Origin of the sequence: Nocardia paucivorans NBRC 100373 (assembly GCF_000308675.1) — a bacterium.
In the GTDB taxonomy this organism is placed as follows: domain Bacteria; phylum Actinomycetota; class Actinomycetes; order Mycobacteriales; family Mycobacteriaceae; genus Nocardia; species Nocardia paucivorans.
The window spans coordinates 55,159-79,757 of sequence record NZ_BAGE01000039.1; the positions used below are offsets into that span (position 1 = coordinate 55,159).

Here is a 24,599-nt window from a genome sequence, read left to right on the forward strand (position 1 = left end):
CGGGTGGACCCATAACCGATCGCGGCCGGCGAGTGCCACCTCTTCGCCACCGCGACGGCTCCGGCGGACAGGCCGCGTGCGGAAATACGCTGCCGTGCACCGTAATGGCAGACTGCTGATATGACGCACTCCGATTGGGTGGCCGTGGATCGTTACGTGGTGGATCACCTGGTGACCGATCCGACGACGACGGCGATACTCGAGGCGAACGCGGCCGCGGACCTCCCCCCTATCGACGTCTCGGCCGCCCAGGGCAAATTCCTGTATCTGCTCGCCAGGTCGACCGGAGCGGAGCGGGTGCTCGAGATCGGCACCCTGGGCGGATTCAGCACGCTGTGGCTGGCCCGTGCGGTGGGTGAGAAGGGGCGGGTGATCACACTCGAATACGAACCGCGACATGCGCAGGTGGCGCGGGAGAACCTGGACCGGGCCGGTGTGGGGGACCGGGTGGAGATTCGAGTTGGCGCGGCCCTGGAGAATCTCCCGGTATTGGAGGCGGAACACACCGAGCCGTTCGATCTGGTGTTCATCGATGCCGACAAGGTGAACAACTCGCACTATGTGCGTTGGGCGCTACGACTGACCAGGCCCGGTTCGGTGATCGTGGTCGACAATGTCGTGCGTCGAGGCGCCTTGGCCGACGAGGAGTCCGCCGATCCGTCCGCGCAGGCGAGTCGTGAGTTGGTGGAACTGCTCGCCGCCGAACCGCGCCTGGACGCCACCGTATTGCAGACCGTCGGTTCGAAGGGATGGGACGGATTCGCCTTCGCGGTCGTGGTCTGACCGACGACGATCCGAGCGCCTCGGGCGGCGTTCGTGCGCCTTGTGACCGGGGGGTCAAGGGGTGCCGTGTGGCTCATCCGGGGTGACCATCGTCCGAATGAGGCGGCCGATATATGGGGTCAGTTGCTCGGGTGTGAGTTCGAGGGCGCCCGCCCCGGCGAGTCGGTCGAAGACGAGCCCGTCGAGGTGAGCGACCAGTAGTTCGGCCCCGACGGCCGGGTCCGGGGCGCCGGCGGCGGCGAGCATGTGTTCGGCCAGGGCGCGGATGCGTGTTCCGGCCGCGGCCAGTGCGATGCGCAATTCGGGACGGCGGGTCGATTCCAAGGCCAGTTCGTAGCGGGCGAGCATTCGGGTGCGGCCGGTTGTGGTCCAGTGTCGGAGGAGATCGACCGCCGCCGTGACGAATGTGTCTCTGTCGGCGGTGGCGAGATCGGGTAGCGCTGTCAGTTCGCGCGCGTCGAGTTCGGTGAGTCGGTCGACCGTGGCGTGCAGCAGCGCCTGTCGCGTGCGGAACACATTGGAACAGGAACCCTCCGGCAGATTCGCGGTGCGGTCGACGGCGCGGTGGGTGAAACCGCGCATTCCTGCCGCGGCCAATGTCTCGATCGCCGCATCGGCCAGGAGAGTGCGGCGATCGGTGGTTTCGGTCACCCGTGATTCCTTTCGTAGGTCGGGTTGACTACAACTGTAGTTATTGTCAACTACAAATGTAGTGGAGGTTTCGTGGGCGCGAGCAATGGCCGAGGTCCGCGGCGGGTGATTGTCGCCGGCGCCGGAATCGGCGGTCTGGCGACAGCGGTGGCGCTGAGTCGGCGCGGCTGGGATGTCGAGGTCCTCGAACGGGCCGATACGGTCGGTGAAGCGGGTTCGGGGTTGACATTGTGGCCGAACGGGCTGCGCGCCCTGGACGCGATGGACCTGGGGGCGGCGGTGCGCGAGCGTGCGATAACGGAGACCACCGCCGGTATTCGCGACCCTCGAGGTCGGTGGCTGATCCGAACCGATACCGACGAAATGGCCCGACGCTACGGCTCGACGGTGATGATCTCCCGATCCGACCTCTTCACCATCCTGCACCGGGCCGTGCCCGAGGCGGGGCTCCGGCTACGGGTCACGGTCTCGGGGATCGAGACCGGCGCCGACCGGGTCCGCGTCGTGCACAGCGCGGGGTCCTCCGAAGCGGATCTCGTCGTCGGCGCCGACGGAATTCGCAGTGCGGTCCGACGCTGGGTCTGTCCCGAGGCGCGGGAACCGCGCTATGCGGGATACACCGCGTGGCGCATGATCACCTCTCGGCCGGTGCCGGCGCTGCGTGAAGGCGGTGAAACCTGGGGCCGTGGGGAGCGGGTCGGCATCGTCGCACTGGCCGACGGTCGGGTGTACATGTTCGGAGCGGCCGACGCCCCGGCGGGACAACGCGGACCCGACGGAGAACTCGCCGAGCTGCGCCGCCGATTCGGTGGTTGGCACGACCCGATTCCGGCACTGCTGGACGCCATCGATGAGAAGGACGTCCTACGCCATGACATCTACGAACTGCCGGCGCTGCCGACCTACGTCCGCGGTCGGGTCGCCCTACTCGGCGATGCCGCACATGCCATGACCCCGAATATGGGTCAGGGGGCGAACCAGGCCCTCGAGGACGCCGTCACCCTCGCGGCCCTACTCGACCGGTCGGTCGGCATCGAGAACGCCCTCGCCGAATACGATCGGGTCCGGCGCCCTCGTGCTCGGTCGATCGCCACCCGTTCTCACTACATAGGCGTCGTGGCGCAATGGGATTCGATTCTTTCCAGAATCCGGGACTCCGCACTGCGGTTGATACCGGCCGGTGCGCTCATGCGCGGAATGGGCTCGGTAATGGCATGGGAGCCCCCGGATACCGATGGTGGCCTGTCGAGCCGATAGAAAACACGGTCGCCGAACGGTCCGAGGTTCCGTATACATGACGCCGATGCCCTGGGTTCGGAGCGGGCAGGGCAACGGCTGTGGCGACGGCGGAGGCGATTCATATCGTGGTGAGGCGGGAAAACCTGCGCGGTGCGGTTGCGGTCACCGTGGACGGATCTTTGTCTCCGCCACCGCTGCGCATGGAGATCGCCGGTGGCGGTCGGATGCTGCTGCGGCAGAGCGGGAACCCGATATTGCTTGCTCGGGTCGACGACGACCACAGCGGGGTGCGCATCCATCGGCGGCCCGGTTTCCGCTCGCCGCTTCCTCCGCTGTCGGCCGAACTGTGCCGGCGCGGACCCGACTGGTTGCACAGGTTCGCCGACCATCTGATCACCGCGCACAACGGTCCACTCCACGCCGGCCGGACGCTGTTGCGGTCGAAACCGGCCCTGGCCCCGTCCACCTGGACCCGGGAACTGTTCCATTCCTGGCCCACCGCGTATGTGGACTGGATGGTCGGCTGCACCCCGATCATCCCGCTGCGCCCCCTGTCCGCTGTGGACGCTCCGCGCGTCAAGGCCTATCGGCGTCGCTGCCGGGAGGGGATCGTGCCCCCGGTATTGCTGTGGTGGGTGTCCGCGTTCGACGGGTGGCTGTTGCTGGACGGCCACGACCGGGCGGTGGCCGCCCTGGCCGAAGGGCGGGAACCCGCGGCGGTGGTGCTGTCCCGCGGGGCGGATGTCCGGGAGCAGACCGCCGTGATCACCGCGGTCGCCCGGCATCAGGAGCACGTTCTGACGCGAGCATCCGACCCCCGGGCCGAGGAGGTGTTCTCGCGGCAACTCGCCCGGGTAGCGGCCGGTATGCCCTATGAATCGGGTCGAACCGTCGCATGGCCGCTCCCCGGTGGAATCGCTGTCTGGGACGAACTGCGCCACGCCTTTCCCGCCTGAGGGTTTCGGTCGCCTGCGTCCGGGATACGCTCGGTGCATCCCTCGCCGAATCGCGAATGTGATCACAGCGCTTCCGCGGGACGGTCACACGGGCCTTTGGATGGTTCCGGGGCCAAGTGCGCGGTGATCTCGGCGAACTCGCTGTCGAGAGACGGGCAGGTGGGTTCGATAGCGGTATCGACCGGGGCGTGGTCGCGATAGCTTCGGCCCAGTCGACGGTAGTGCCTACTGGACAGTGCGTAACCGGTGAACAATAGACCGAGGATCCCCAACAGCACGAAAACCAGTGCCATACCACGTGATTCTCCGCTGCCGAACCAGCCGCCGATCCATCGGGCTCCCGCTCCGGTGGTCATGAACGGAATGAACAGGAACTGGGTCATCGGGCTGATCAGGAATGCGGTGAGCGGTGCCGCGGCCGCTTCGACGCTCTGCGCGAATCCGAAGACGCGACCTTGCCGTTCGTACGGCACGACCTTCTGCAGCACGGTCTGCTCGGCGGCCTCCACGAACGGCATGATCGCCATGAACACGACCAATCCGGTGACCAGCCAGATCACCGAATCCCGCAGAGGGAACGCTATCGTGAGCACCCACAGCGCCATATTGGCCGTCAGGATCAACCGCACCGGATTCGACGAGGTCCCCACACGGGCGACCAGCAGGCCGCCGACGATCATCACACCGCTCAACGCGCCCCAGATGATGCCCCAGGCCTGAACCGACATCATCGATAGGGCATAGGGGTCCATCAGGGCCGTGAGCCCGCCCAGGAGCAGGTTGTTCAACGACGAGAACACGATGAGCGCGACCAGACCCGGAATCCCACGGACCATCCGGATGGTGCCACGTACGTCCACGCGCTTCGGTTCGCCCTCGGCAGCGGTGTGGGCCAGTACCTCGGGTAACCGCAGTCGGTGCAGATGCAGTATCGACCCGGTGAGTACGACGACGGCCAGGACCAGCACGCCGAGCATGCCGTTCCACCCCACCAACAGCGCGCTGACCACCGAGGTCACCAGCTGCGCGATTCCCGTGGTCGTCCCCACCAGGCCATTGGCCCGGTCCCGAACCCCCTCGTCGAACATGGCCGTGACAACGGTCGGCAACGCGATGGTTCGCAGACCACCGGTGGTCACGCCGGCCATCAGGAGCACGATGAGAACCCACAGCCGCGCACTCGTCGGATCGTGCCATTCCTCGGTCGGGGTGGCCAGGTAGAGCATCAGGCCGATGGTGTAGATCGCCAGTGAGATGAGCGCGGACGCCTGCAGCACGCTCTTCTTGCGATGGTGGTCGACGATACCGCCGAACCACACGCCCGTACCGGCCATGGCGACCAGGAAGACACCGGCGATCACGCCGGTCGCGAAGACGGAACGGGTGCGCAGATATACGAAGAACGTGAGGGCGAACCAGATCGTGAAGTTGATGAACGACACCAGCAGCACGTTCACCAACAGATGCATGAATGTGCGGACGGTGGGATCGCCGAAGTCGAGGCGTTCGGCGGTCCTTCGTGTGACTTTCATGCTCATACTCGACAACCTCGACAATGGTTCAGGTCAAGCGTTGCTCGACGGCGATCGGTGAAGCGGACAGTTCTTCGGACGGCCGGCGGCGCCGAAACTCATCGGTGCGGGGAATATGGGTCGATACGAGTCGAGCGCTCGAAGATCGTGGTGTCACCATCCGCCACCGCTCTGCTGTGAAAACCGCCCTGCTATGAAAACGGTTCGTCCGCGTCCATGGAGCGCACCATAGAGCACGCGATGGTATGGGGCCACCGAATTTCTCGTGGTATGTGCCGGCCGAACCGTGACCGGAGCACATCATCTGATTCACCGTGAGCAGAAGCCTGTCCCGTTCTGCTCGGAGTACGCATCATGTGCACGGTGCGACCGGGCCGCGGCGACATCGACGTTCGGTTTCGTAGCCGAACGGGCGCGGCGGGATTCGCCTCTCGGAACCGAAGAATCAGGAGAGACCCATGACAACCCATATCGACAGCGATGTCCGCATCTCACGTCTACCGGTGCCCGATCGCGCCACCTTGCCACCGCAACTGCAGGACCGATTCGACGCACTGGAAAAGCAACTCGGATACCTGCCGAACTGGGCGAATTCCTGGGGACTGGGTGGTGAGAACACCGTCCGCCTGATCGACTACATCCTCCCCCTGCTCGACCCGTCCCACGGTGAGTTGAGCTATGCCGACCGGGAACTGCTCGCCACGGTCACCTCGGCCGAGAACCGTTGCTCGTACTGCCGGCTCAATCACACGAAATCACTGACCGCGGCCTTGGGCGACAAGATCCTCGCCACCCGCATCGGTCTGGACTACCGCGAGGTTCCCGAGCTGACCGAGCGGCAGCGGGCGCTTGCCGAGTTCGCCTCCAAGGTGGCATTGCACACCCACGAGGTCACCGACGCCGATTATCAGCGGCTACAGGAGCTCGGCTACAGCCCGGAGCAGATCTTCGAAGCCCTGCTCGTCATCACCGTGTTCGCGGCGGCGAACCGGTTGACGGTGGCGCTCAACGTCATCCCCGATCGGCAGTTCTTCGAATAGGCCCGACGTCGGTGGTATCCGGCCTGGACCGGATACCACCGACAGAAGCAGAATGGAGGTGTGTCGGAACACCGGGATCGCGCCGAATTCACCTATGCGGAGGTCGGCGCCACCCGGAATGCGTTGCCATCGGGCTATCACCATCTGCGACTGCGCTGTCCGTGGGCCGGGGCCACGAGGACCTCACCCGTTTCGGCGATGCCGTACTGGCCTACCGAATCCAACGCGGCCTGCGTATTCTCGGGCACGCGTAGACGCCGGTGGCCGATCCGCCGGGAACCCCGATAACCCTCTCACCGGGTCTCGGTCCGGTCATGCTGCGCGTACACCGATACCGTCTACGGGGTCGTCACCGCGTTCTCTCGGCCGGCTACCTGGTACACCCGAGTGGCCGACTCCCCGCCCACATGATACGGCGCCTGGCCACCTTCGCCTATATGGCGACATTGCGCCGTACGCCCGGTGGATTCCGAGTCGGCACGCCACACAGGCGGTATGGATCCGGTTCGGAAGGCGAGCTCACTCCGAAGAGGTTCGGCGCCGGTTTCGAGTCGGGCGCGAGAATCGGTGCGGGTCCCCGGGGTCAGGAACTCGTCGATGTGGTGTCGGTCGATGCCGCGGACGAGTTCGCGTGCGAGAACACCGCCACCAGGAATTCGGAATCCTCGGTGAACGGGCGCAGATCCCAGGTCGACAGCAGCAGATCCACCGCCAGCCCGACGGCCGCGGCATCGTCGAGGAACTGTGGGAACTCGTAGCCGCGGCCGGCGCCGAACCCGATGACCACCCGGCCGTTCGGGGCCAGATGACGGGCGAATCCCGCCAGTACCGCCGTGCGAGTGGACGGTGCCAGAAAGGTCATCACCTGCCCTGCGCACACGATGGCGTCGAAATCCGCCGCGATACCGTGGGCCGGTAGATCCAGTTCGGCGAGATCACCGACCAACCAGGTCGGGCCGGGATGGTCCTCCTCCGCGGCGGCGATCAACACCGGATCGATATCCACCCCGACGACCACATGACCGACCTTGTTGAGGTAACCGCCCACGCGGCCCGGACCACAGCCCGCGTCGAGCACCCGAGCGCCCCGGCCGAGCATGGCGTCGATCAACCGCGCCTCCCCGACGATGTCCCGGCCCTCCGCCGCCATCGTGCGGAACCGCTCCACATACCACGTCGAATGCATCGGATCGGCGGCGGTGATCTCCTCCCAACGACTCGGAGTGCGCTCGCCGGGAGCGGGTGTGCTCGTCATCGGTCTCTCCTCGGCTCGACCCATCGCCCGACTCGCGTGTATGCGGCGCCGGTGGGGTATGCGGACTGCTCGTAGCGGATGGTAGGGGCACCGGACCGGCGCGTGGTCGACGGCTCCGGGTCAGGCGGTCGTCCGGTGCCGCTCGTTTTCGGTGCGTCCACCCCGGGACAGGAGGAAGGCGGTCACCGACATCAGCAGTAGTACCGCCGCACCGACCGTCACCGCCAGGTGGAGCCCGGTGACGAACGACTCGCGCGCCGCGGTGATCACGGCGGTGTCGGAGCCGGCGCGTTGGATCGTCTCACCGAGTGTCGGGGCGAAATCACCGCCGGAGCGGAATACCAGCGCCGCCAGCGAACCCAGGAGCGCGAGTCCGAGAGCATTGCCGAGTTCGAAGCTCGTCTCGGAGATGCCGACCGCGGATCCGGCCCGTTCCGGGGGAACCGACGCGACCGCGACCTCCGATACCAGGGTGAACATCACGCCATAACCGATACCGGCGATCGCCGAACCGGCGATGTACCACCCGACGCCGCCATCCACCCCCACCCCGAGCAGGACCAGATTGCCGACCGCCGCCACCGCCAGCGCGGAGGCGAACGCCCAGCGCACCCCCAGTCGGCGTCCCACCGCCGATCCGGTCATGGAGAACACGAATACCGCGATTGCCATCGGGATGCCCAGTACCGCCGCCGCCAGGGGATCGCGGCCGGTCACCGACTGCAACCAGATACTGCTCAGGTAACTGAGGCCGGCCAGCGACATCATGCCCGTCGTGCTCGATCCGATGGCGAGGGAGAACTGCGCCCGGCCGAACAGCCGCAGATCCAGCAGCGGTTCCGCCAGCCGCCGCTGTCGGCGTACGAACAGTGTCAGGACCGCGGCGCCGAACGCCGCACTCACCAGCGCCCTGCCGTCGAGTCCGTGCTCGGCCGCGTGTTTGACCGCGTATACGGCCGGCAGGATTCCGCCGATCGATAGCGCCACGCTCGGCAGGTCCAGGGGTCCGAGGGTGTGCGCGCGGTGTTCCGGTAGCAACAGTGGGCCGAACAGCAGCAAGACCAGCAATACCGGGACATTGATCAGGAACACCGAACCCCACCAGAAGTGATGTAGGAGGAATCCACCGATGATCGGGCCGAGGGCCGATCCGCCGGCGAAGAACGCCGTCCACACCCCGATGGCGGTGGAACGCTGTTTCTCGTTCGGGAACAGGGTGGAGATCAGCGCCAGACTGGACGGTAACAGCGTCGCCCCACCGACTCCCATCAACGCCCGCGCGGCGATCAGCACGACGGCGTTCGGTGCGAAGGCCGCCAGCACCGAGGCCACGCCGAATACGGTGGCACCGGTCAGTAGGATGATGCGTCGCCCGATTCGGTCGCCGAGATTGCCCATGGTGATCAGCAGTCCGGCGATCAGGAAACCGTAGATATCCAGAATCCACAACTGCTGGGCTGCGGTGGGTTCGAGATCCACGGTGAGGGTGGGGAGCGTCAGAAACAGCACCGACATATCCATCGATACGAGCAGTACCGGCAGGAGGAGCACGCCGAGGCCGAACCAGGCCCGCGACGAGCCGACACCGGCCTCGGCCGTGGGCCGTACCGCGTGCAGGTTCGTCATGGGGCTCCTTCCGTCGCCTCGGGCGTGGGGTTCGGTGTGCCGGTAGGGCGGGTCAACCGTCCGCCGGTGCGATACCCCTACTCGTAACACGGACGGTGGATCGGGTGTTCCGACGGGGGCGTGAGCAACACCACTGGTTAATTGATTAGCGCAAACAACCGAAATATGGTTAATTAGCGAAGGAAACTAATTCCCCTCTTTGGAGTCACCGTGCCCATCTCCCCCGATGTTGCGCAGAACCTACTCGGCGAGCTGTTCCATGTCGGCCGAGTTCTTCGCGCGAACCTGATTCATACGGATGCGGGTCAACTCCTGCCGGGTGGTCTCGGTGTCCTCAGCGCCCTCGAGACGACGGGACCCTGCCGGCAGGTAGATCTCGCGGCCGGTCTCTGTATCACGCCCTCGGCGATGAGTCGGCATATCACCGACCTGGCCGCCGCCGGCTACATCAGCCGACAGGCCGATCCCAGCGACGGTCGCGCCACCCTCGTCCAGGTCACCCCCGAGGGCCGCGAACTCCTGTACCGCGTTCGGGATCTCCACACCCAGCACCTGCAGGAAACCCTCACCGATTGGACCGAGGAGGATGCCGAACAGGCATACCGGTTCATGCGCCGGCTCCGAGACTCCCTCAACTCTCGAGCTCGCTGTGGCGCAGCGAACGAGAAACAGCAGATTTCGAAAGTGAGAAACGATGTCTGATACCGAGGCACACGCCTCTCGCGATTCGCTCGCCATGAGCCATCGCCAAATCCTGGAAGCGATGACGGGGTTGTTGGCCGCGCTGTTCACGGCGCTGCTCAGCACCACGATCGTCGCCAATGCCCTGCCCACCATCATCGCGGACCTGCAGGGCTCACAGACGGCCTATGCCTGGGTTATCACCACTGCGCTGTTGACCAACGCGGCCTCGACCCCGATCTGGGGCAAGCTCGCGGACCTGTTCAACAAGAAAATACTGGTCCAGACGAGCATCGTGATCTTCGTCGTGGGCTCGGTGATCGCCGGTCTCGCGCACAATGTGGCCCTACTGCTCGTCGCCCGCGCCCTGCAGGGTATCGGTATGGGTGGTCTGACCGCATTGGTCGTCGCGATCATCGGCAGCATCATCCCCCCGCGCGAACGCGGACGCTATTCGGGCTATATGGGCGCGGTGATGGCGGTGTCCATGACCGGTGGCCCGATTCTCGGTGGTGTCATCGTGGACAGCCCGCTGGGGTGGCGCTGGTGCTTCTACATCTGCGTTCCGCTGGCCGTGATCGCGTTGCTTCTGCTGCAGCGCACCCTGCGGCTGCCGACCGTACGCAAGGAGAACGTGTCGATCGACTGGCCGGGTGCCCTCCTGCTCACCGCGGGTGTGTCCGTGCTCCTGATCTGGGTCTCGTTCGCGGGTAAGGCCGGGTACTACGAGTGGTTCTCCACCGAGTCCGCGCTGTACGTCGGAGGCGGTGTCCTGCTGCTGGTGGCGACGGTGGTGGTCGAGGCCCTGGCCAAGGACCCGGTCATCCCGCTGAAGATCGTCACCGAACGCACCACCGCTTTGGCGATCATCGCCTCGATCGCCGTCGGTGTCGGTATGTTCGGCGCCACCACCTTCCTGGGGCAGTACTTCCAGACGGCGCGCGGATACTCGCCGACCGCCGCGGGTCTGCTGTCGACGCCGATGGTGGCCGGTATGCTCATCTCCTCCGTGGCCTCCGGTGCGCTGATCACCAGGTTCGGTAAGTGGAAGAGCTTCGTGGTCAGCGGTGCCGCACTGCTGGTGGTGGGTTTCGCCCTGCTGTCCACCGTGGATCACGAGACCCATATGTGGGTGATCGGCGCCTTCATCACCGTGACCGGCGCGGGTGTCGGCATGATGATGCAGAACCTGGTGCTGGCCGTGCAGAACACGGTGAGCGTGCAGAACATCGGCGCCGCGTCCAGTAGCGTCGCCTTCTTCCGTACCTTCGGCGGCGCCATCGGCGTCTCCGTGCTGGGTTCGGTCCTGGCCACCCGGGTGAGCGACCTGTCGACCGAGCGTTTCGCCGAAATGGGTCTGCGTCCCTCCTCGTCCGGCGGGGCCAATCTCGACCTCTCCGCATTGCCCGCACCGATCGCCGAGGTCATCCGTTTCTCCTACGGCGACGCGACCGGGCGTATCTTCCTCATCGCCGCGGTGGCGACGGCGGTGGCGTTCGTCGCCGTGGCCCTGCTGCCGAACCGGCCGTTGCGGCGCACCATCGATCTCGAACCGGCGGCCGACCCCACCGCGCCCGTCTCCGCGGAATCGAAGGAGCAGATCCCCGACGATCTCGCCGAGCTCGACACCATGGTCACCGCCGGCGTCGGTTCCTCGGTCCGAAACGGGGAGCGGGAGGACACCCCGCAGGTGCGGCCCGAGCCGGTTCCGGTCGGTGTGATGGCGGGACACGTCGCGGCCGAACGCAACGGCCACGGCGCGTACGGGGCCGCGGCCCCGGCGCCCACCCTGTCGGTCACCGAGTTCTCCGGGGCCGATCTCGACGGTGGGTCGGTCGGCGGTCGTATCGGCCGTGACGACGGAAGCCCGGTGCCGGGCGCCGCGCTGACCCTGATCGACCAGTACGGTCATCAGGTCGCGCGGTCGACCGGAGGCTCGGACGGCGGTTATACGATCGGCGCGCCCCGGTCGGGCAGCTATGTGCTGATCGTTTCGGCGCCGGGTCATCAGCCCACGGCCGTCAATGTGATGCTGGCGCAGCAGTCGCAGCGGCTGGATCTCACCCTCACCGGGCTCGGTGAGCTGTCGGGCGTGGTCCGCTCGGCTCGCAGCGGTGAGCCGCTTGCCGGCGCGACCGTCACGGTGACCGACCAGCGCGGTGAGGTCGTCGGGTCCGCTTCCTCGGCGGGCGACGGTTCCTATGTCTGCCACGGTGTGGTCCCGGGCATCTACACCCTGGTGGCCGTGGCCGACCACATGCGGCCCAGCGCCACCACCCTCACCGTCCCGGACACCGGTCTGTTGCGGCACGATATCGAGCTGACCCCGATGGCCCTGCTCACCGGGTCGGCGTTGGCCGACGGCGGACGGGCGGTGCAGGATATCCAGATCACCGTGCTCGACGCGGCCGGTGATGTGGTCGCCTCGGCGCACACCGACGAAAACGGACGCTATGTCGTGACCGATCTGCCCGAGGGGCAGTACACCGTCGTCGCCCGTGGGTACCCGCCGGTCACCGGACAGGTTGTCGTATCCGGTGACGAGGTCGGCTACGACGTGCGGCTCGGCTATGGGACGGAGGATCGTTCATGACCGGATTGACCGCTCATGTGCGCAGCACCGAGGGGTGGCCGGTACCGAACGCGGTATTGACCGTGACCGACAGCCGAGGTCGGCAGATCGGGCGTGCGGTCGCCGAGGAGACCGGGCTGGTGGCCACCGAGCCGCTGCCACCGGGTTTCCACACTGCGGTGTTCACCGCGCCGGGATATCAGCCCCTGGCCCGGACCGCTCAGATCTCCTCGTCGGGTAAGGGCTCGCTCGGTGAGATCACGCTCACCTCCATGGCGAGCGCGGTCGAACTGCCGCCGCCCGGCCCGTGGACGATCGATCCGGTGCACTCGACGGTGATGGCCACCGCGCGCCACCTGGGTATCGCGAGTATCAAGGCGCGCTTCGCCGAGGTGAGCGGACGACTCGATATCGCCGAGCCGTTCGAACGGTCCTCGGGGCACGCGGAGATCAAAGCGGCCAGTATCGACACCGGGATCGCGATGCGCGACGACCATCTGCGTTCCGCCGATTTCCTGGATGTCGAGAACTATCCGTTGATCTCCTTCACCAGCGACGGGTTCCGTCGGACCGGCGGTGATACCTGGATCATGCCCGGTGAGCTGTCCCTGCACGGGCATCGCCGTCCGGTCGATCTCGAAGTGACCTACGGTGGTTTCGGTCCGGATCCGTGGGGTGGTGTGCGCGCCGCCTTCCATGCCGAGACCGTCCTGCACCGCAACGACTTCGCGATCGACTACAACGCGGTGGTTCGGGCCGGGGTGGCCGCCGTCGGCACCACGGTCAAGCTCGAACTGGATATCGAAGTGGTACAGGGAGAACAGCTCCCGCCGATGTAGACGCTCCGGCGAACCGGCCCTCCCCGGCCTTCCGACCCGTTCGGACAGGGGGAGGGCCGGTTCGCCGTATCGGGCGGTGCCTCTTGTTTGGCGAGCCGCTACCGGGGTAGGTCGCCGACGTTTGCCACGACGACCACACAGAGGAGTGCGATGTTCATCCATAACAAGGATCTGCAGTTCGATGTGCGTGTGGAACGGCCCGACCCGCGGTTCGCCACTTTGTTGCAGGAGCAGTTCGGCGGCGCCAACGGCGAGCTCAAGGCGGCAATGCAGTACTTCAGTCAGGCATTCGTGCTGCGGCGCAAGCACCCGAAGATGTACGACCTGTTCATGGATATCGCCACCGAGGAATTCAGCCATCTCGAAATGGTCGGCTCCATGATCACCATGCTGTTGGACGGCCTCAACGATGATCTGAAGCAGGCCAACGAGCATTGCGACTGGATGCCGGTGGTGGCCGATGCCGACGGTCGGGAACAGGCCATCCATCAGGTCGCCACCGATCCGCTGTTCCTGGCGTTGCGTGGCGGTGGCCCCGATGTCGGCAACTCCGCGGGAGTGCCGTGGAGCGGTGCCTATGTCAACTCCAATGGTGAGCCCTCGGTCGACCTGCGCAGCAATCTCGCGGCCGAATCGCGCGCCAAGATCGTCTACGAATATCTCAAGCAGTACACCGACGATCCCGGCGTCCAGGACACCCTGTCGTTCCTGATGACCCGCGAAGTCGCGCATTTCCAACAGTTCACCGCGGCGCTCAACGAACTTCCGGTGAACTTCCCGCCCGGCATCCTGCCCGGTGACGACCGCTTCCAGAACCTGGCGTTCAACATGTCCAATGGGGACGCCTCTGCTCGGGGTCCGTGGAACGAGGGGCAGGGGCCGTGGCCCGACGGCGTGGAATGGCAGTACGTCGCGGATCCGGTGCACGACTGGCTCGGCACCGAGAAGCGGGAGAACCGGGGGAGCAGCGCCAACCCTCAGGGGAGTCCCGCGGTGTTGGGGAGCAAGCCGTTCACCCACGAACAGCACAGCCCGGCCTGACGAAACGGTTCCGAACATGCGAAACGGCCTTCCCGAACAATCCGTTCGGGAAGGCCGTTTCGCGAGATCCGCGCCGAGTCGTGGGACCACCACACATCGGTCGGTCAGTGGGGCACCCCCGGATATTCGCCTTCGGCGATCTGCTGGGCGGTGGCGTAGGCCAGGTGAAGAAAGTCGGCGCCGGTCAGGGCGGCGGCTGCGTCCTTAACCATATGCGTCGCCCGAGGAGCGAAAACCTGTCCAATGGTCAGGGCGGTGATGAGCCAGACATCGAAACAGAACGGGCAACTGAGCAGTTCACCGATAGTGTGTCCCACCCCGGCATCGGACTTCGGCTGTTCCATCACTTCCCCGTGTCCACCATCCCCGGTGGGACGCGTGAACGGCGCGCGGACCGGTGCGGTGACGGCGCCCTTGGTCACCAGGCGCGACAGTTTGTGCGCCGCCAGTGCGGTGAGGAGCAGATCGTGGACGCTCATGGCGTGTGGCAGTCGTCGACCGGTCAAACCACCGAGTAGGGCGGCCGCGGCCACGAGTGTGCTGTAGGCGAGGATTGTCACCAGGTAGCCACCGAGTGGGCGTCGATTCTCGCTCATGGCCGGAACACCGCCCGGATACATCCATCCTTCTTGTTCTTGAACAGGTCGTAGCCGTGGACGGCATCATCCAGCGGCATATCGTGAGTGATCAGGTAGGAGGGATCCAGATCGCCCTGTTGGATGTAGTCGAACATTCGAGGCATGTAGCGCTGACCGTGCTGCTGGGCGGTGCGCAGAGTGAGGCTTTTGTTGGTCAGTACGCCCATGGGGAACTTGTCGGTGAGACCGTAGACGCCGAGCACGGAGACGACACCTCCCTTACGGCAGGCCAGGATCGCCTCCCGCAAGGAGGTCGCACGGTCGGTTTCCAGGCGGAGCAGTTGCTTGGTCCGATCGTAGAGTTGCTGCACACCGGTGCCGTGCCCTTCCATACCGACGGCGTCGATACAGGCGTCGGGCCCACGGCCGCCGGTCATCTCGCGCAGGGTCTCCTGGACGCTGTCCACGTCGGTGTAGTCGATCGTTATGGCATCGAACCGTTCCCGGGCCAGGGCCAGCCGCTCGGGGAACCGGTCGATCACGATGACGCGGCCCGCGCCGAGGAGCCGCGCGGAATGCCCGGCCATCAGACCCACACCACCGCTGCCCCATACTGCCACCGTGTCGTCGGGGGCGATATCGCAGAAATCCGCTCCCATGAGTCCGGTCGGTACGGCATCGGAGCAGAACAGCGCCTGCTCGTCGGTGATCCCGTCGGGGATGGCGAAACAGTTGACGTCACCGAACGGCACACGAATGTAGTCGGCGTGCGACCCCTGATAACCGCCGAAAGGATGGGTGTAGCCGTAAATTCCACCGGTCGGGTACCCGAATATCGGTTGTTGGAGGGCGGCGTTCGGGTTGGTGGTGTCGCACACCGAATACAGGTCGTGCTCGCAGTACCAGCAGGAGGAACATCCGATGAACGAGGGAACGACCACTCGATCCCCGACCTTCGTCGCGGTGACCTCGGAGCCGACTTCCACCACCTCACCCATGAACTCGTGCCCGAATACGTCCCCTTCGCGCATACCGGGCAGGTAACCGTCGATGAAATGCAGATCCGAACCGCAGGTCGTGGACAGTCGGACCTGTACCAGCACATCATGAGGGTTGACCAATTCGGGGTCGGGGACGGTTTCCACCGACAGATTGTTGACGCCGTTCCAACAGAGCGCGTGCATCATTCCTCCTGATCCGTCGAATGGGCGCGCGCACTCGGGTTGTGCGCGAGCGTGGGCGCCTCCCCGGTCTGCAACAAGGCACGGGCCCGGTAGAGCGCCGTGAACGCCGCCGCGCCGGTGATAAGATTCGGCGCCGGTGTGGCCGCCCGGATGGTCACCTCGGTGCCCCGGTCGTGCGGGGCATCGGCGAAGTCGATCGCGATTTCCGCGGTATCGGGTTCGTCGGCGTCGACGAATCGCAGCCCGTTCTCCTCCACAACGGAGGTGCTTTCCCAGGTGATCGGGTGCTCGCTGTCGGGAGCGAACGTCCATTCGAGACGACCGGATTCGGTCGGATGAATTTCGGCGATCCCGTCGAGTGCTCGAGCCAGGTTCTCGGGTTCACGCCAGAAACGTTCCACCTCCGGTCGGGGGCGTTCGATGGTCACCGTCTGGCGGCTCGGACCGTTCGCGCCACCACCGGCCGCCTTGCCGATCAGCGTGGTCAGGTGCTCTTTCGCTTTGTCCATGTAGTGGTGCATCGCGTATCCCTTCGAACGAGGATCCGACACCGCGACAGCTTCGACGAGTATTCGAGACGAGTATTCGATCCGGCGGTACCCGGTGGGGCAGGGGACAAACGAATTCCGGGATATGCGTCGCGGGTGTTTTCGCGCGGCCTCATGGGGTAAGGCGGCAGGGTCGACGAGGAAAGGAGCAAGAGAACATGCGTAAAGCCATGGCAGTTCCGATTACGGCCCTCGTTATCACAATGGGCGGCGTCGGTGCGGCGCAGGCGGCTCCCACCCATCTCACGGAGCCGGTTGCCCAGGCGACCCAGAGCGCCGATCGAATGGCCCAGACCACGAACGACCCGGACGACAATGACAAGGACAGCGACAAGACCGGCCTGTGGGGCCTGCTGGGGCTGCTCGGTCTGGGCGGGTTGGCCGGGCTGATGCGTCGAAACCAGCCCCGTGCCGTAGGGAACTCGCCCGGGGTACCCCCTCGCCAGCCCTGACCTTCCTTCGATACGCCGGTGTTCGGCACCCACCGAACGCCGGCGTATCGGCTACGCGGGCCGCTCACATCCCGATACGGTCGATGTCGTATCGGGATGTGTTGATCGCGTTCGAGCCCGTGCGGCATTGGGCGGTTCCGACCAGGCAAAGGCGATGACGATACTTTTGCGTCCGTTCCGCCGGCCGGTTCGATGCGCTCGCCCATTGCGACGAGACCACCGCTGTGCCCCTCGGCCGTATGTCCGGCCACGCTGCCGTAGGAGTCCGAGGGAACTGGACTCCTACGGTTTGCGAGTATGGTTGTTCTGTAACCGATCTCGTGGACGATTCATCCACCGGCGTCCACTTTTCGGGTGATACGCGCGGTGGGCGAGTTGCCGGGCGGAACGAGGATGGGTTCAGTGCGACCTCATCGGCTCGGTGTATCGCCGTTCGAGTTCGGCGATGGTGTCGGTGTCCGGTATATCGGTCGAGCCGGTGTCGAGCAGATCCCGCAGCGCGTCGAGGCAGATGTGGTAGCCCGCGGCTGTTCCTTCCGGGCCGTGCGGGCCCGGCTCCCCGAGCAGGACTGTGCAGATCAGGCGGGTGCCGGTCTCGACGGGTATCAGTTCGAACCGCAGATGCTCGGTATCCCAGAGGAATTCGAATATCCGCGGTGGATCCCAGGTGAGGATTCGCCCCGGCAGGACCGGGTCCTCCGTATCCACCCCCACCTGTTCGAGTTGTGTATCGGCCTGTTTCACCGATTCGGGCCAGAACCGCAGCCGGATATCGGCGCCCGCTCGACGTTCGCCGATGATATCTGCGGGAAACCAGTGCCGTAGGTGCTCGGATTCGGTGAGCGCTCGCCACACCTTCGTGGGTGGATGCGCCATGTGTCGTTCGTAGCGCACGCCGATGCGGTCGCCATCACGCAGAACATCTCCGAGTCGCTCGGTCGATTGGGTCATGTCATTCCTCGGGTTCGTCGGGCAGGGCGTCGAGATAGCGTTCGAATTCGTCGAGTCGGTCGGCCCAGATCTCCCGGAACGGGGCCAGCCAGGCGTCGACCTCCCGGAGTCGTGCCGGGGTCAGTGAATAGTGTCGGCGCGGACCGTCGACCCGCACCCGTACCAGCGCGGCCGCGTTCAGGGTCTTCAGATGTTTCGACACCGTGGGCTGCGCGGTGCCGAGCGCCTCCACGAGTTCGCCGACGGTGCGCTCTCCGTCTCTCAGTAGATCGAGGAGCCGTCGCCGGGTGGGGTCGGCGAGCACCTCGAAGACATCACGTACCACCTCTTTATATTCCATTAAAGGAATATTCCTGTCAAGGAATATTTATTGGCGTGGCTGCTTCCCCTCGCGGTAGGAGTCGGTCCAGGGGCAAGTCCGTGCGGTATGCCGTCGCTCGGAGCGCATCCGGACGGTCCGAGGCGGGACGGGTGTCCGATTCCGTCACCACGTGCCTCGTCGATGTCGGATTGCGGCGTTGTGACCGCTGTGGGTCGGCGCAGCGCTCATCGCCCACCGCCATCGTCGATATGACCAACGACATCACCGGTTTTCACCACGTGGGCATAGTGAACCACGACCTGGATGCGATGGAGCGTACCTATCGAGGTTTCGGGCTCACGCTCAGTCCGGGATCGCGGCATATGCTCACGGAGCGCCCGGGAGCGCCGCTCACGGCGGGCGGGCTGCACCGCCAATATGTGTGCGTTGTTCGAGAACTCGTATATCGAACTGCTCGGGATCGTGGACGAGACCGCACCGGACACCTGGCATACGAAACAGGTGGTGGCTCGATTCGAAGGGTTGCGGATTCTCGTTCTCGACACCGCGAACACCGACGCGTGACTCGGTGCGGTCGGCCTGCGCCCCTCCGGAGTCCTGGAACTCGAACGTACGGTCGAGGCCGAGAACGGTCCCGCCGTACTGAGCGCCCGTTCGGTGTGGCCGCCGTGTTGATCGCCGCCTCCGATGCGGAGCTCTCGGTCATTACTCACCGCTACGAGCACATCCTCGGTGCCGGAGCGACCGTCGCCGGTCCGAAGACAGTGGTGGAACGGGGAACCACCCGTATCGAGATCGTGCCCGCCTCCGCCGCATCCGACGTACTTCCCGACGAGCCGGCCCCGGCGTCTTCCTAACTGGCAGCATCGACCCTCCAGGTCGAGGAACTGGGTCGGGCGCGGAAGATGGTCGAGGATTGCGGTGTCGCGACCCACACCGTCGATACCGGTTTCTTCGTTTCGCGCCGTGACGCCTGCGGTGCCGGGCTGTCTTCGCGCACATAGTACTTGATGGTGGCGGAGGGGACACCGCTGATGCGGCCGAGTTCGGCTATCCGCATGGGGCTTTTCGCCTCGGGGACGGTGCGGCCATCGCCAACCGGAAGTTGGCACTGTCGGGTACCGCTATCCGATAGTAGAACTATCGATACTTTGATTATCTGTAGGGCGCCGTGGCCGCATTGCTCGACATCGCCCGTGACGGTGTGCGCATCGCTGTGGTGGTTCTCGTGCCCGTCTCGATAACGGGTGATCGCCTCTATCGTCCGGTTCCGGCTTCGTATTCGAATGGAGTCGACAGGGAAGGTGATGCGTGGGTTTCATGGGTGTCCGCGAACCGCCGTGGCGGGATGGGGAGGATATCGACATGGACTACATCGGACGTGGCGATCCGCAACGCACCCTCGAACTGCTGTGGGGTACCCGGCAGCCGCCGCGGCGCGGTCCGAAACCCAAACTATCCGTGGACGATATCGCTGCGGCGGCACTACGTATCGCGGATGATGAGGGGCTGTCCGCTGTCACCCTGCGCCGGGTCGCCGAGGCGGTCGGTGTCACCGCCATGTCGCTGTACGGGTATGTGCCCGGAAAGGCGGAACTTCTCGACCTGGTCGCCGACCGTGCCTATCGCGACTACCCGATGTCCGACGATATCGGTGCCGACTGGCGGACCCGGATCGAGGCCATTGCCCGCGCGAACTGGACGATCTACCTCGCCCATCCGTGGTTGTTGCAGATCGCCGCCGGTCGCCCCCTGCCCGGTCCCCATTTCACCGCCAAATACGATTACGAACTCCGCGCCGTCGACGGGCTCGGCCTCGGCGATATCGATATGGACCTCGTCGTGAGTTTCGTCAACGACTACGTGCGCGGCGCCGCGCGCGCCGCCGTCGACACCTTGCGCGCCGAGACCGAGACCGGCTTGAGCGACCGGCAGTGGTGGGAGAGGTTCGGCCCCGCGCTCGGTCGGGTGCTCGATCCCGGCCGGTATCCCACCGCGATCCGGGTCGGCGGCACCGCCGGCTCCGAATATGGCGCCGCCTACGATCCCGAGCGCGCGTTCGACTTCGGGGTGCAACGGCTCCTCGACGGCCTACAACCGTTCATCGAGGCACACCGGTCGGCGGTCGACGGCACGGCGAGCCGTTGACCGGCTTTCCTACTCGCGGGCGGCCTGATCGATCAGTGCGGCGACCACATCGGGTCGAGACACCGGTGCGGCATGTGAGGTGGGCACCTCACTGGTACGCGCATTGATCCGCTGGGCCATGAAGCGTTGCGAAGCGGGTGGGATGACCCGGTCTTCGCCGGCCACCAGGTACCAGGTGGACGTTGTCGACCACAGGGCGGATCCGGGGGGTTCGAGGGTGGCGGTGAGTGCCAATGACCGTTGGCGCGCCGCCATATCCGCCGCCGTGGCCGCGTCGACATCCTGGGCGAAGACATCGTGGAAGTAGGCGGGCTCTATATAGGTGTCGAGTCCTGGGCCCGTATCGGCCGGTTTCACTGCCAGGGCGGGTGGCAGCAACCTACTGCCGGGAAACCGGAACGGGTCGAGCGCGAGCTGTGTCGGCTCGCCCGCCTGTGGGGCGAACGCGGCGATGTAGACGAGGTCCGTGACATTGTCGGCCTCGACATCGGTGATGACCGTGCCGCCGTAGGAATGGCCCACCAATACGACCGGGCCGTCGATATCGGCGAGGACACGCTCCACCGCCGCCGCATCATGGGCGGGTCCGCGTAGCGGATTGTCGGGGGCCACCACCCGATAGCCGTCGGCGCGCAATTGCTCGGCGACACCGTCCCAGCTGGTGGGGTCGGCATACGCGCCGTGCACCAGGACCACGGTCGGTGGTTGCGGCGCCGCGCCCGCCGCCGGTGCGGCACCGGCGAGGACGACACCCGAGGTGATCAGTGCCCGTAGGAGTGCTTTCGGTAACCACATGAGGGGTCTCCTTCGGCTGCGTGGTGCGCGGATAGGTATCGCCACGGCCTACGCGACAGCGGTCTCATCCGCCGCGATGGATCCACCATCACGGTGTGGTGCGTGTAACGGGGTGTCGTCGTGGCGGTTCGGACAAACGGATCGGGAAGTGATTGTCGACGAACTCGTGATACGGCATGACACCGAAGGCCGCGCCGGTGACCGGATGGAAAAGCACCTGCCGAACGAAGGACACATCACCGTGCTCCTCGGCCAGGGGGGTGGTGGGCGGTCGCAATATTACCGCCCACCCGCTCGCTCGAGACCCTGATCGGTGCTGTGTCCGGTCCGGTTCTCAGCGGCTCCCGAGCGGCATATGTCCGATGACCGGCCGGGTGGGCAGACCGTCCGCTCAGGACGTCTCCGTCCCGGCCAAGGCCCGCACCTCGCCGGCCGACGCGCAGTGCAGGGCGGCGATCGCCATCTTGTGGCATTCGTTCAGGTCGAGGTTTCGCACCGCCGCTTTGACCAGCGGGATCGCCGGTGGCGCGACACTGAGTTCCCGCACGCCGAGACCGAGCAGCAGCGCCGCCGCCACCGGGTCGGCGGCCGCTTCCCCACAGACCGCCACGCGGGTGGTGCCCGCCTCCTCGCACAGCATTGCGATCAGCCGGAGCACACCGGGATCGAGGGGGTCCGCGAGGTCGCCGAGGGCGGTGTTGCCGCGTTCGGCCGCCAGGGTGTACTGGGTCAGATCGTTGGTGCCGACGCTGAAGAAGTCGACGTGTTCGGCGAAAACGGCCGCTTTCGCCGCCACGGTGGGGACCTCCACCATGATGCCCACCTCCGGTGTGGCGTCCGGTGCGGCGACCTCATCCAGGATGCGTCGGGCCTCGAGTAATTCGTCGAGCCGTGTGACCATGGGGAACATGACGCCGACCGGATGGTCGGCGGCGACCCGGCAGATGGCGGCCAACTGGTCGCGCAGCAGTTCGGGGCGGGCGAGGGCGAGGCGGATACCGCGGACACCGAGGTAGGGGTTGTCCTCGGGTGGTTGGGCGATATACGGGAGCGGTTTGTCCCCACCCACGTCCAGGGTGCGCAGTACGACGCGTCGCCCCGCGAACGCCTCGGCCACCGATCGGTACGCCCGCTCCTGCTCGTCGACGGACGGGGCGTCGTCACGGCCGAGGAACAGGAACTCGGTGCGTACCAGTCCCGCGAGATCGGCTCCATGACAAGCGGATTCGGTCGCATCCGCCACACTGCCCACATTGGCGGCGATATGGACGGTGACACCGTCGCGGGTGATCGCCGGTTCGTCGGCCGCGACCTCCGCGGCGTGGCGTTGTTCGCGGTGCCGGGTCGCCGCCTCGGTGAAATCGGCGAGGGTCGCCGGGTCGGGATCCACCACGAGCCGACCCGCCGTGCCGTCGAGTGCGACGACGGTGCCCTCCGGGATGGTCAGCACTCGCGTCCCGGTGCCCACCACGGCCGGGATACCGCGCGAGCGGACCAGGATCATGCTGTGCGAGGTCGGGCTTCCTTGTGCCAGCACGATTCCCGTGACGACTTCGGGGTCCAGGGTCGCCGCCTGGGCGGGCGTCAGATCGGCGGCGACGAGCACCCCCGGGCGCGAGACCGTTGCGGTGGACCGACCGAGCATGGCCGCGAGCACCTGGTCGCGTATCGCTCGCAGGTCGCCCGCTCGGGCCCGTTGATAGTCGTCGGGGAGTCGGTCCAGTTCGGCGGCGGCGGATTCCAGCGTTCGGGTCCACGCGGTGGGGGCGGAGTTGCCGGCGGCTATGGCTCGGCGGACCGCGCCGATCAGCTCTTCGTCGTCGAGCAACAGCAGATGGGTATCGAAGATGTCCGCCTCTTTCCCCGCATGCGCACGGATGCGCCGGATATCGGCGCGTACCGTCGCGAGCGCGGTCTCGATGAGCGCGGACTCCGTTTCCGGCGCACCGGCGGGTCGGTCGGGTACGACGAGTTCGGCGGAACCGAGGTGCCGGACCGGTCCGGTGCCGATACCCGGCGAGGCGGGAAGTGGGCCGATATCGCGATCGGTCGTGTCCTTTTCGGCACTGTCGGATGCGGGGGTCTCGTCGAAACGGCGAGCGGCGAGATCCAGGACACGGCTCACCGCCTCGCTCGCACCGGGACCGCTTGCTGTGACCTCGATTTCGTGTCCGGATCGCGCCCCCAGCGTCGCGAGTCGGCTCGGACTCGTGCCCGGCACGGGGCCGGCGCCGGTGGTCAGATTGCGTAACCGCACGGTGGCCGTGGTGTCACGGATCTCGGCGATGAGCCGTGCCGCCGGGCGCGCGTGCAGCCCGTGCTCGTTCGTTACGACGAAGGTCGCCGTCGTGGTCGGATCGGTGGTCGCCTGCACCGGCTGCGCCGATTCCTCCGTGTCGTGAAAGTGGGATTGTTTGCCCGACAACGCGTTACGCGCCTCGTACGCGGCTTCGTCCAGGTTCGCGCCACCGGCCGCGGCGACGGCCGCCGCGATCAGGCCCTCCACGAAGGGAGCAGGACACAGGTGGACCCGGTGCGGGGCGGTGAGCAGGTCCACCGCGAGCTCGGCCGAGAGCACGGCGCTGCCCAGGTCCATCAGCACCAGCACTCCGTCACCGGTATCGGCAGCCGCGATCGCCGCCGAGACTGCGACCGCGTCGGTGCCGAGCGTGTGTTCGTCGAGGCCGGCTGCCACCTCGAGTCGAACCGGTTGGCCGTGCAGCATTTCGGTGGCCAATGTGACGGCCGCGGTGGCGAGCGCGTGGCTGTGCGAGACGGCGACGATACCGATCATCGGACCGCCTTCCTGGCAGCGCGCACCAGCAGTGCCGCGCTGGTCGCCCCCGGATCCTGATGTCCGATGCTGCGCTCGCCGAGGTAGGAGGCGCGGCCCTTGCGGGCGATCATCGGGATGGTTGCGGCGCGTCCCGCCTCGGCGGCGGCGACGGCGGCGTCCAAGGCGTCGGCGAGGGAAGCGCCCGCTGCGAGCCGCTCGTCGAGGGCGTCGGCGGCGGGCAGCAGCGCGTCGAACATCGTCTTGTCCCCGGATTCCGCCTTGCCTCGGGTCACGATCCCGTCGACCCCGGCCCGGAAACCCGCGGCGAAACTCGGCGTGTCGAGTTCGGAGCCGGCCGCGACGGTGGCGCAGCAGAGGAAGAACGTCCCGTACAGCGGACCACTCGCGCCGCCGACGGTGCGGATCAGTGTCATACCGATCTGCCTCAGTCGGTCGGCCGCGGTCACGGGTACGGACTCGGAGAATTCGGCGACCACTGCGGCGGTTCCGCGCCGCATATTGCTGCCGTGGTCGGCGTCGCCGATGGCGGCGTCGAGTCCGGTGAGTTCGTCGGCATGCTCGTCGATCAACTCGGCGAAGCAGCGCATCCAGTGAATCGGATCGATCATC

At 66.3% G+C, this 24,599-nt stretch carries 24 protein-coding genes; 12 read left to right on the forward strand and 12 right to left on the reverse strand.

Annotation, left to right across the window (positions count from 1 at the left end):
- Positions 1 to 120: 120 nt before the first annotated feature.
- Positions 121 to 783, forward strand: a complete 663-nt coding sequence (locus ON32_RS10825) for an O-methyltransferase (RefSeq protein WP_040790723.1) — start codon at positions 121 to 123, stop codon at positions 781 to 783.
- Between the two features lie 54 nt (positions 784 to 837).
- Here the strand turns inward: ON32_RS10825 and ON32_RS10830 are convergent, their stop codons facing one another.
- Positions 838 to 1,434, reverse strand: coding sequence for a TetR/AcrR family transcriptional regulator (locus tag ON32_RS10830; RefSeq protein ID WP_040790724.1), 597 nt, complete (start codon positions 1,432 to 1,434; stop codon positions 838 to 840).
- A gap of 72 nt (positions 1,435 to 1,506) precedes the next feature.
- On the opposite strand from ON32_RS10830, the gene ON32_RS10835 reads away from it, so the two are divergent.
- Together ON32_RS10835 and ON32_RS28490 are read left to right on the forward strand one after the other, a co-directional pair.
- Positions 1,507 to 2,691 carry an FAD-dependent oxidoreductase gene (locus ON32_RS10835; protein ID WP_051133111.1) on the forward strand — a complete coding sequence of 395 codons (1,185 nt, stop codon included), beginning with the start codon at positions 1,507 to 1,509 and terminating at the stop codon, positions 2,689 to 2,691.
- Between the two features lie 107 nt (positions 2,692 to 2,798).
- Entirely contained in the window at positions 2,799 to 3,629 is an 831-nt protein-coding gene (locus ON32_RS28490) for a hypothetical protein (protein ID WP_157224158.1), read from the forward strand.
- 62 nt (positions 3,630 to 3,691) lie between these two features.
- Here ON32_RS28490 and ON32_RS10845 read toward each other — a convergent pair whose 3' ends face one another.
- The gene (locus tag ON32_RS10845; RefSeq protein WP_083874315.1) at positions 3,692 to 5,167 is read right to left on the reverse strand and encodes an MFS transporter; all 1,476 of its coding nucleotides are present in this window, start codon (positions 5,165 to 5,167) and stop codon (positions 3,692 to 3,694) included.
- A gap of 452 nt (positions 5,168 to 5,619) precedes the next feature.
- Between ON32_RS10845 and ON32_RS10850 the strand changes: the two genes are divergently transcribed.
- Positions 5,620 to 6,201 (forward strand): peroxidase-related enzyme, encoded by a 582-nt coding sequence (locus tag ON32_RS10850; protein ID WP_040790726.1) that lies wholly within the window; start codon positions 5,620 to 5,622, stop codon positions 6,199 to 6,201.
- Between the two features lie 583 nt (positions 6,202 to 6,784).
- Here the strand turns inward: ON32_RS10850 and ON32_RS10855 are convergent.
- Positions 6,785 to 7,456 carry a class I SAM-dependent methyltransferase gene (locus ON32_RS10855; protein WP_051133113.1) on the reverse strand — a complete coding sequence of 224 codons (672 nt, stop codon included), beginning with the start codon at positions 7,454 to 7,456 and terminating at the stop codon, positions 6,785 to 6,787.
- Positions 7,457 to 7,576: 120 nt separating this feature from the next.
- The gene (locus tag ON32_RS10860; protein ID WP_040790727.1) at positions 7,577 to 9,082 is read right to left on the reverse strand and encodes an MFS transporter; all 1,506 of its coding nucleotides are present in this window, start codon (positions 9,080 to 9,082) and stop codon (positions 7,577 to 7,579) included.
- Positions 9,083 to 9,292: 210 nt separating this feature from the next.
- On the opposite strand from ON32_RS10860, the gene ON32_RS10865 reads away from it, so the two are divergent.
- From ON32_RS10865 to ON32_RS10880, 4 genes are all read left to right on the forward strand, one after another.
- Positions 9,293 to 9,784, forward strand: coding sequence for a MarR family winged helix-turn-helix transcriptional regulator (locus ON32_RS10865; protein WP_040790728.1), 492 nt, complete (start codon positions 9,293 to 9,295; stop codon positions 9,782 to 9,784).
- Complete coding sequence (locus tag ON32_RS30820) at positions 9,777 to 12,356, forward strand: MFS transporter (RefSeq protein WP_083874316.1); 2,580 nt, start codon at positions 9,777 to 9,779, stop codon at positions 12,354 to 12,356. The genes ON32_RS10865 and ON32_RS30820 overlap by 8 nt, the downstream gene beginning before the upstream one ends.
- Positions 12,353 to 13,174, forward strand: a complete 822-nt coding sequence (locus tag ON32_RS10875; protein ID WP_040790729.1) for a YceI family protein — start codon at positions 12,353 to 12,355, stop codon at positions 13,172 to 13,174. The genes ON32_RS30820 and ON32_RS10875 overlap by 4 nt, the downstream gene beginning before the upstream one ends.
- Positions 13,175 to 13,324: 150 nt before the next feature.
- Positions 13,325 to 14,215 carry a manganese catalase family protein gene (locus ON32_RS10880; protein WP_040790730.1) on the forward strand — a complete coding sequence of 297 codons (891 nt, stop codon included), beginning with the start codon at positions 13,325 to 13,327 and terminating at the stop codon, positions 14,213 to 14,215.
- A gap of 104 nt (positions 14,216 to 14,319) precedes the next feature.
- Here ON32_RS10880 and ON32_RS10885 read toward each other — a convergent pair whose 3' ends face one another.
- The 3 genes from ON32_RS10885 to ON32_RS10895 are packed head-to-tail and all read right to left on the reverse strand — an operon-like array spanning position 14,320 to position 16,498.
- Positions 14,320 to 14,811: a DUF1360 domain-containing protein gene (locus ON32_RS10885; RefSeq protein WP_245550948.1), complete on the reverse strand. Its 492-nt coding sequence runs from the start codon at positions 14,809 to 14,811 to the stop codon at positions 14,320 to 14,322.
- Positions 14,808 to 15,977 (reverse strand): zinc-dependent alcohol dehydrogenase, encoded by a 1,170-nt coding sequence (locus ON32_RS10890; protein ID WP_040790781.1) that lies wholly within the window; start codon positions 15,975 to 15,977, stop codon positions 14,808 to 14,810. The genes ON32_RS10885 and ON32_RS10890 overlap by 4 nt, the downstream gene beginning before the upstream one ends.
- Positions 15,977 to 16,498: an SRPBCC family protein gene (locus tag ON32_RS10895; RefSeq protein WP_040790782.1), complete on the reverse strand. Its 522-nt coding sequence runs from the start codon at positions 16,496 to 16,498 to the stop codon at positions 15,977 to 15,979. The genes ON32_RS10890 and ON32_RS10895 overlap by 1 nt, the downstream gene beginning before the upstream one ends.
- A 185-nt stretch (positions 16,499 to 16,683) precedes the next feature.
- Here ON32_RS10895 and ON32_RS10900 point away from each other — a divergent pair, with 185 nt between their 5' ends.
- Positions 16,684 to 16,977, forward strand: a complete 294-nt coding sequence (locus ON32_RS10900) for a WGxxGxxG family protein (RefSeq protein WP_157224159.1) — start codon at positions 16,684 to 16,686, stop codon at positions 16,975 to 16,977.
- A gap of 399 nt (positions 16,978 to 17,376) precedes the next feature.
- On the opposite strand, the gene ON32_RS10905 is transcribed toward ON32_RS10900, so the two are convergent.
- Together ON32_RS10905 and ON32_RS10910 are read right to left on the reverse strand one after the other, a co-directional pair.
- A complete protein-coding gene (locus ON32_RS10905) occupies positions 17,377 to 17,928 on the reverse strand; it encodes an SRPBCC domain-containing protein (protein WP_040790731.1) in 552 nt (183 codons plus the stop codon).
- Between the two features lies 1 nt (position 17,929).
- A complete protein-coding gene (locus ON32_RS10910; RefSeq protein WP_040790732.1) occupies positions 17,930 to 18,268 on the reverse strand; it encodes an ArsR/SmtB family transcription factor in 339 nt (112 codons plus the stop codon).
- 399 nt (positions 18,269 to 18,667) lie between these two features.
- Here ON32_RS10910 and ON32_RS30825 point away from each other — a divergent pair, with 399 nt between their 5' ends.
- The 3 genes from ON32_RS30825 to ON32_RS10930 all read left to right on the forward strand — a co-directional run bounded on the left by ON32_RS30825 (position 18,668) and on the right by ON32_RS10930 (position 20,398).
- On the forward strand, positions 18,668 to 18,814 hold the full coding sequence (locus ON32_RS30825; RefSeq protein ID WP_373284288.1) for a VOC family protein: 147 nt from the start codon (positions 18,668 to 18,670) through the stop codon (positions 18,812 to 18,814).
- A gap of 95 nt (positions 18,815 to 18,909) precedes the next feature.
- Positions 18,910 to 19,107 carry a hypothetical protein gene (locus tag ON32_RS10920; RefSeq protein WP_040790734.1) on the forward strand — a complete coding sequence of 66 codons (198 nt, stop codon included), beginning with the start codon at positions 18,910 to 18,912 and terminating at the stop codon, positions 19,105 to 19,107.
- A gap of 508 nt (positions 19,108 to 19,615) precedes the next feature.
- Positions 19,616 to 20,398, forward strand: a complete 783-nt coding sequence (locus ON32_RS10930; protein ID WP_040790784.1) for a TetR/AcrR family transcriptional regulator — start codon at positions 19,616 to 19,618, stop codon at positions 20,396 to 20,398.
- Positions 20,399 to 20,407: 9 nt separating this feature from the next.
- Here the strand turns inward: ON32_RS10930 and ON32_RS10935 are convergent, their stop codons facing one another.
- The 3 genes from ON32_RS10935 to dhaL form a co-directional block, all read right to left on the reverse strand.
- Positions 20,408 to 21,193, reverse strand: coding sequence for an alpha/beta fold hydrolase (locus ON32_RS10935; protein ID WP_040790736.1), 786 nt, complete (start codon positions 21,191 to 21,193; stop codon positions 20,408 to 20,410).
- 391 nt (positions 21,194 to 21,584) lie between these two features.
- A complete protein-coding gene (ptsP, locus tag ON32_RS10945; RefSeq protein WP_040790738.1) occupies positions 21,585 to 23,987 on the reverse strand; it encodes a phosphoenolpyruvate--protein phosphotransferase in 2,403 nt (800 codons plus the stop codon).
- The gene (gene dhaL / locus ON32_RS10950) at positions 23,984 to 24,598 is read right to left on the reverse strand and encodes a dihydroxyacetone kinase subunit DhaL (protein WP_245550950.1); all 615 of its coding nucleotides are present in this window, start codon (positions 24,596 to 24,598) and stop codon (positions 23,984 to 23,986) included. Before dhaL ends, ptsP begins: the two co-directional genes overlap by 4 nt.
- Position 24,599 lies beyond the last annotated feature (1 nt).

Excerpts from the sequence above, each read along its gene's own strand:
- ON32_RS10825 (WP_040790723.1), top strand. The coding sequence starts at position 121 with ATGACGCACTCCGATTGGGTGGCCGTGGATCGTTACGTGGTGGATCAC.
- ON32_RS10845 (WP_083874315.1), bottom strand. The coding sequence starts at position 5,167 with ATGAGCATGAAAGTCACACGAAGGACCGCCGAACGCCTCGACTTCGGC.
- ON32_RS10850 (WP_040790726.1), top strand. The coding sequence starts at position 5,620 with ATGACAACCCATATCGACAGCGATGTCCGCATCTCACGTCTACCGGTG.
- ON32_RS10855 (WP_051133113.1), bottom strand. The coding sequence starts at position 7,456 with ATGACGAGCACACCCGCTCCCGGCGAGCGCACTCCGAGTCGTTGGGAG.
- ON32_RS10860 (WP_040790727.1), bottom strand. The coding sequence starts at position 9,082 with ATGACGAACCTGCACGCGGTACGGCCCACGGCCGAGGCCGGTGTCGGC.
- ON32_RS30820 (WP_083874316.1), top strand. The coding sequence starts at position 9,777 with ATGTCTGATACCGAGGCACACGCCTCTCGCGATTCGCTCGCCATGAGC.
- ON32_RS10875 (WP_040790729.1), top strand. The coding sequence starts at position 12,353 with ATGACCGGATTGACCGCTCATGTGCGCAGCACCGAGGGGTGGCCGGTA.
- ON32_RS10880 (WP_040790730.1), top strand. The coding sequence starts at position 13,325 with ATGTTCATCCATAACAAGGATCTGCAGTTCGATGTGCGTGTGGAACGG.
- ON32_RS10885 (WP_245550948.1), bottom strand. The coding sequence starts at position 14,811 with ATGAGCGAGAATCGACGCCCACTCGGTGGCTACCTGGTGACAATCCTC.
- ON32_RS10890 (WP_040790781.1), bottom strand. The coding sequence starts at position 15,977 with ATGCACGCGCTCTGTTGGAACGGCGTCAACAATCTGTCGGTGGAAACC.
- ON32_RS10895 (WP_040790782.1), bottom strand. The coding sequence starts at position 16,498 with ATGCACCACTACATGGACAAAGCGAAAGAGCACCTGACCACGCTGATC.
- ON32_RS10900 (WP_157224159.1), top strand. The coding sequence starts at position 16,684 with ATGCGTAAAGCCATGGCAGTTCCGATTACGGCCCTCGTTATCACAATG.
- ON32_RS10905 (WP_040790731.1), bottom strand. The coding sequence starts at position 17,928 with ATGACCCAATCGACCGAGCGACTCGGAGATGTTCTGCGTGATGGCGAC.
- ON32_RS10910 (WP_040790732.1), bottom strand. The coding sequence starts at position 18,268 with ATGGAATATAAAGAGGTGGTACGTGATGTCTTCGAGGTGCTCGCCGAC.
- ON32_RS30825 (WP_373284288.1), top strand. The coding sequence starts at position 18,668 with ATGTGTGCGTTGTTCGAGAACTCGTATATCGAACTGCTCGGGATCGTG.
- ON32_RS10930 (WP_040790784.1), top strand. The coding sequence starts at position 19,616 with ATGGACTACATCGGACGTGGCGATCCGCAACGCACCCTCGAACTGCTG.
- ON32_RS10935 (WP_040790736.1), bottom strand. The coding sequence starts at position 21,193 with ATGTGGTTACCGAAAGCACTCCTACGGGCACTGATCACCTCGGGTGTC.
- ptsP (WP_040790738.1), bottom strand. The coding sequence starts at position 23,987 with ATGATCGGTATCGTCGCCGTCTCGCACAGCCACGCGCTCGCCACCGCG.
- dhaL (WP_245550950.1), bottom strand. The coding sequence starts at position 24,598 with ATGATCGATCCGATTCACTGGATGCGCTGCTTCGCCGAGTTGATCGAC.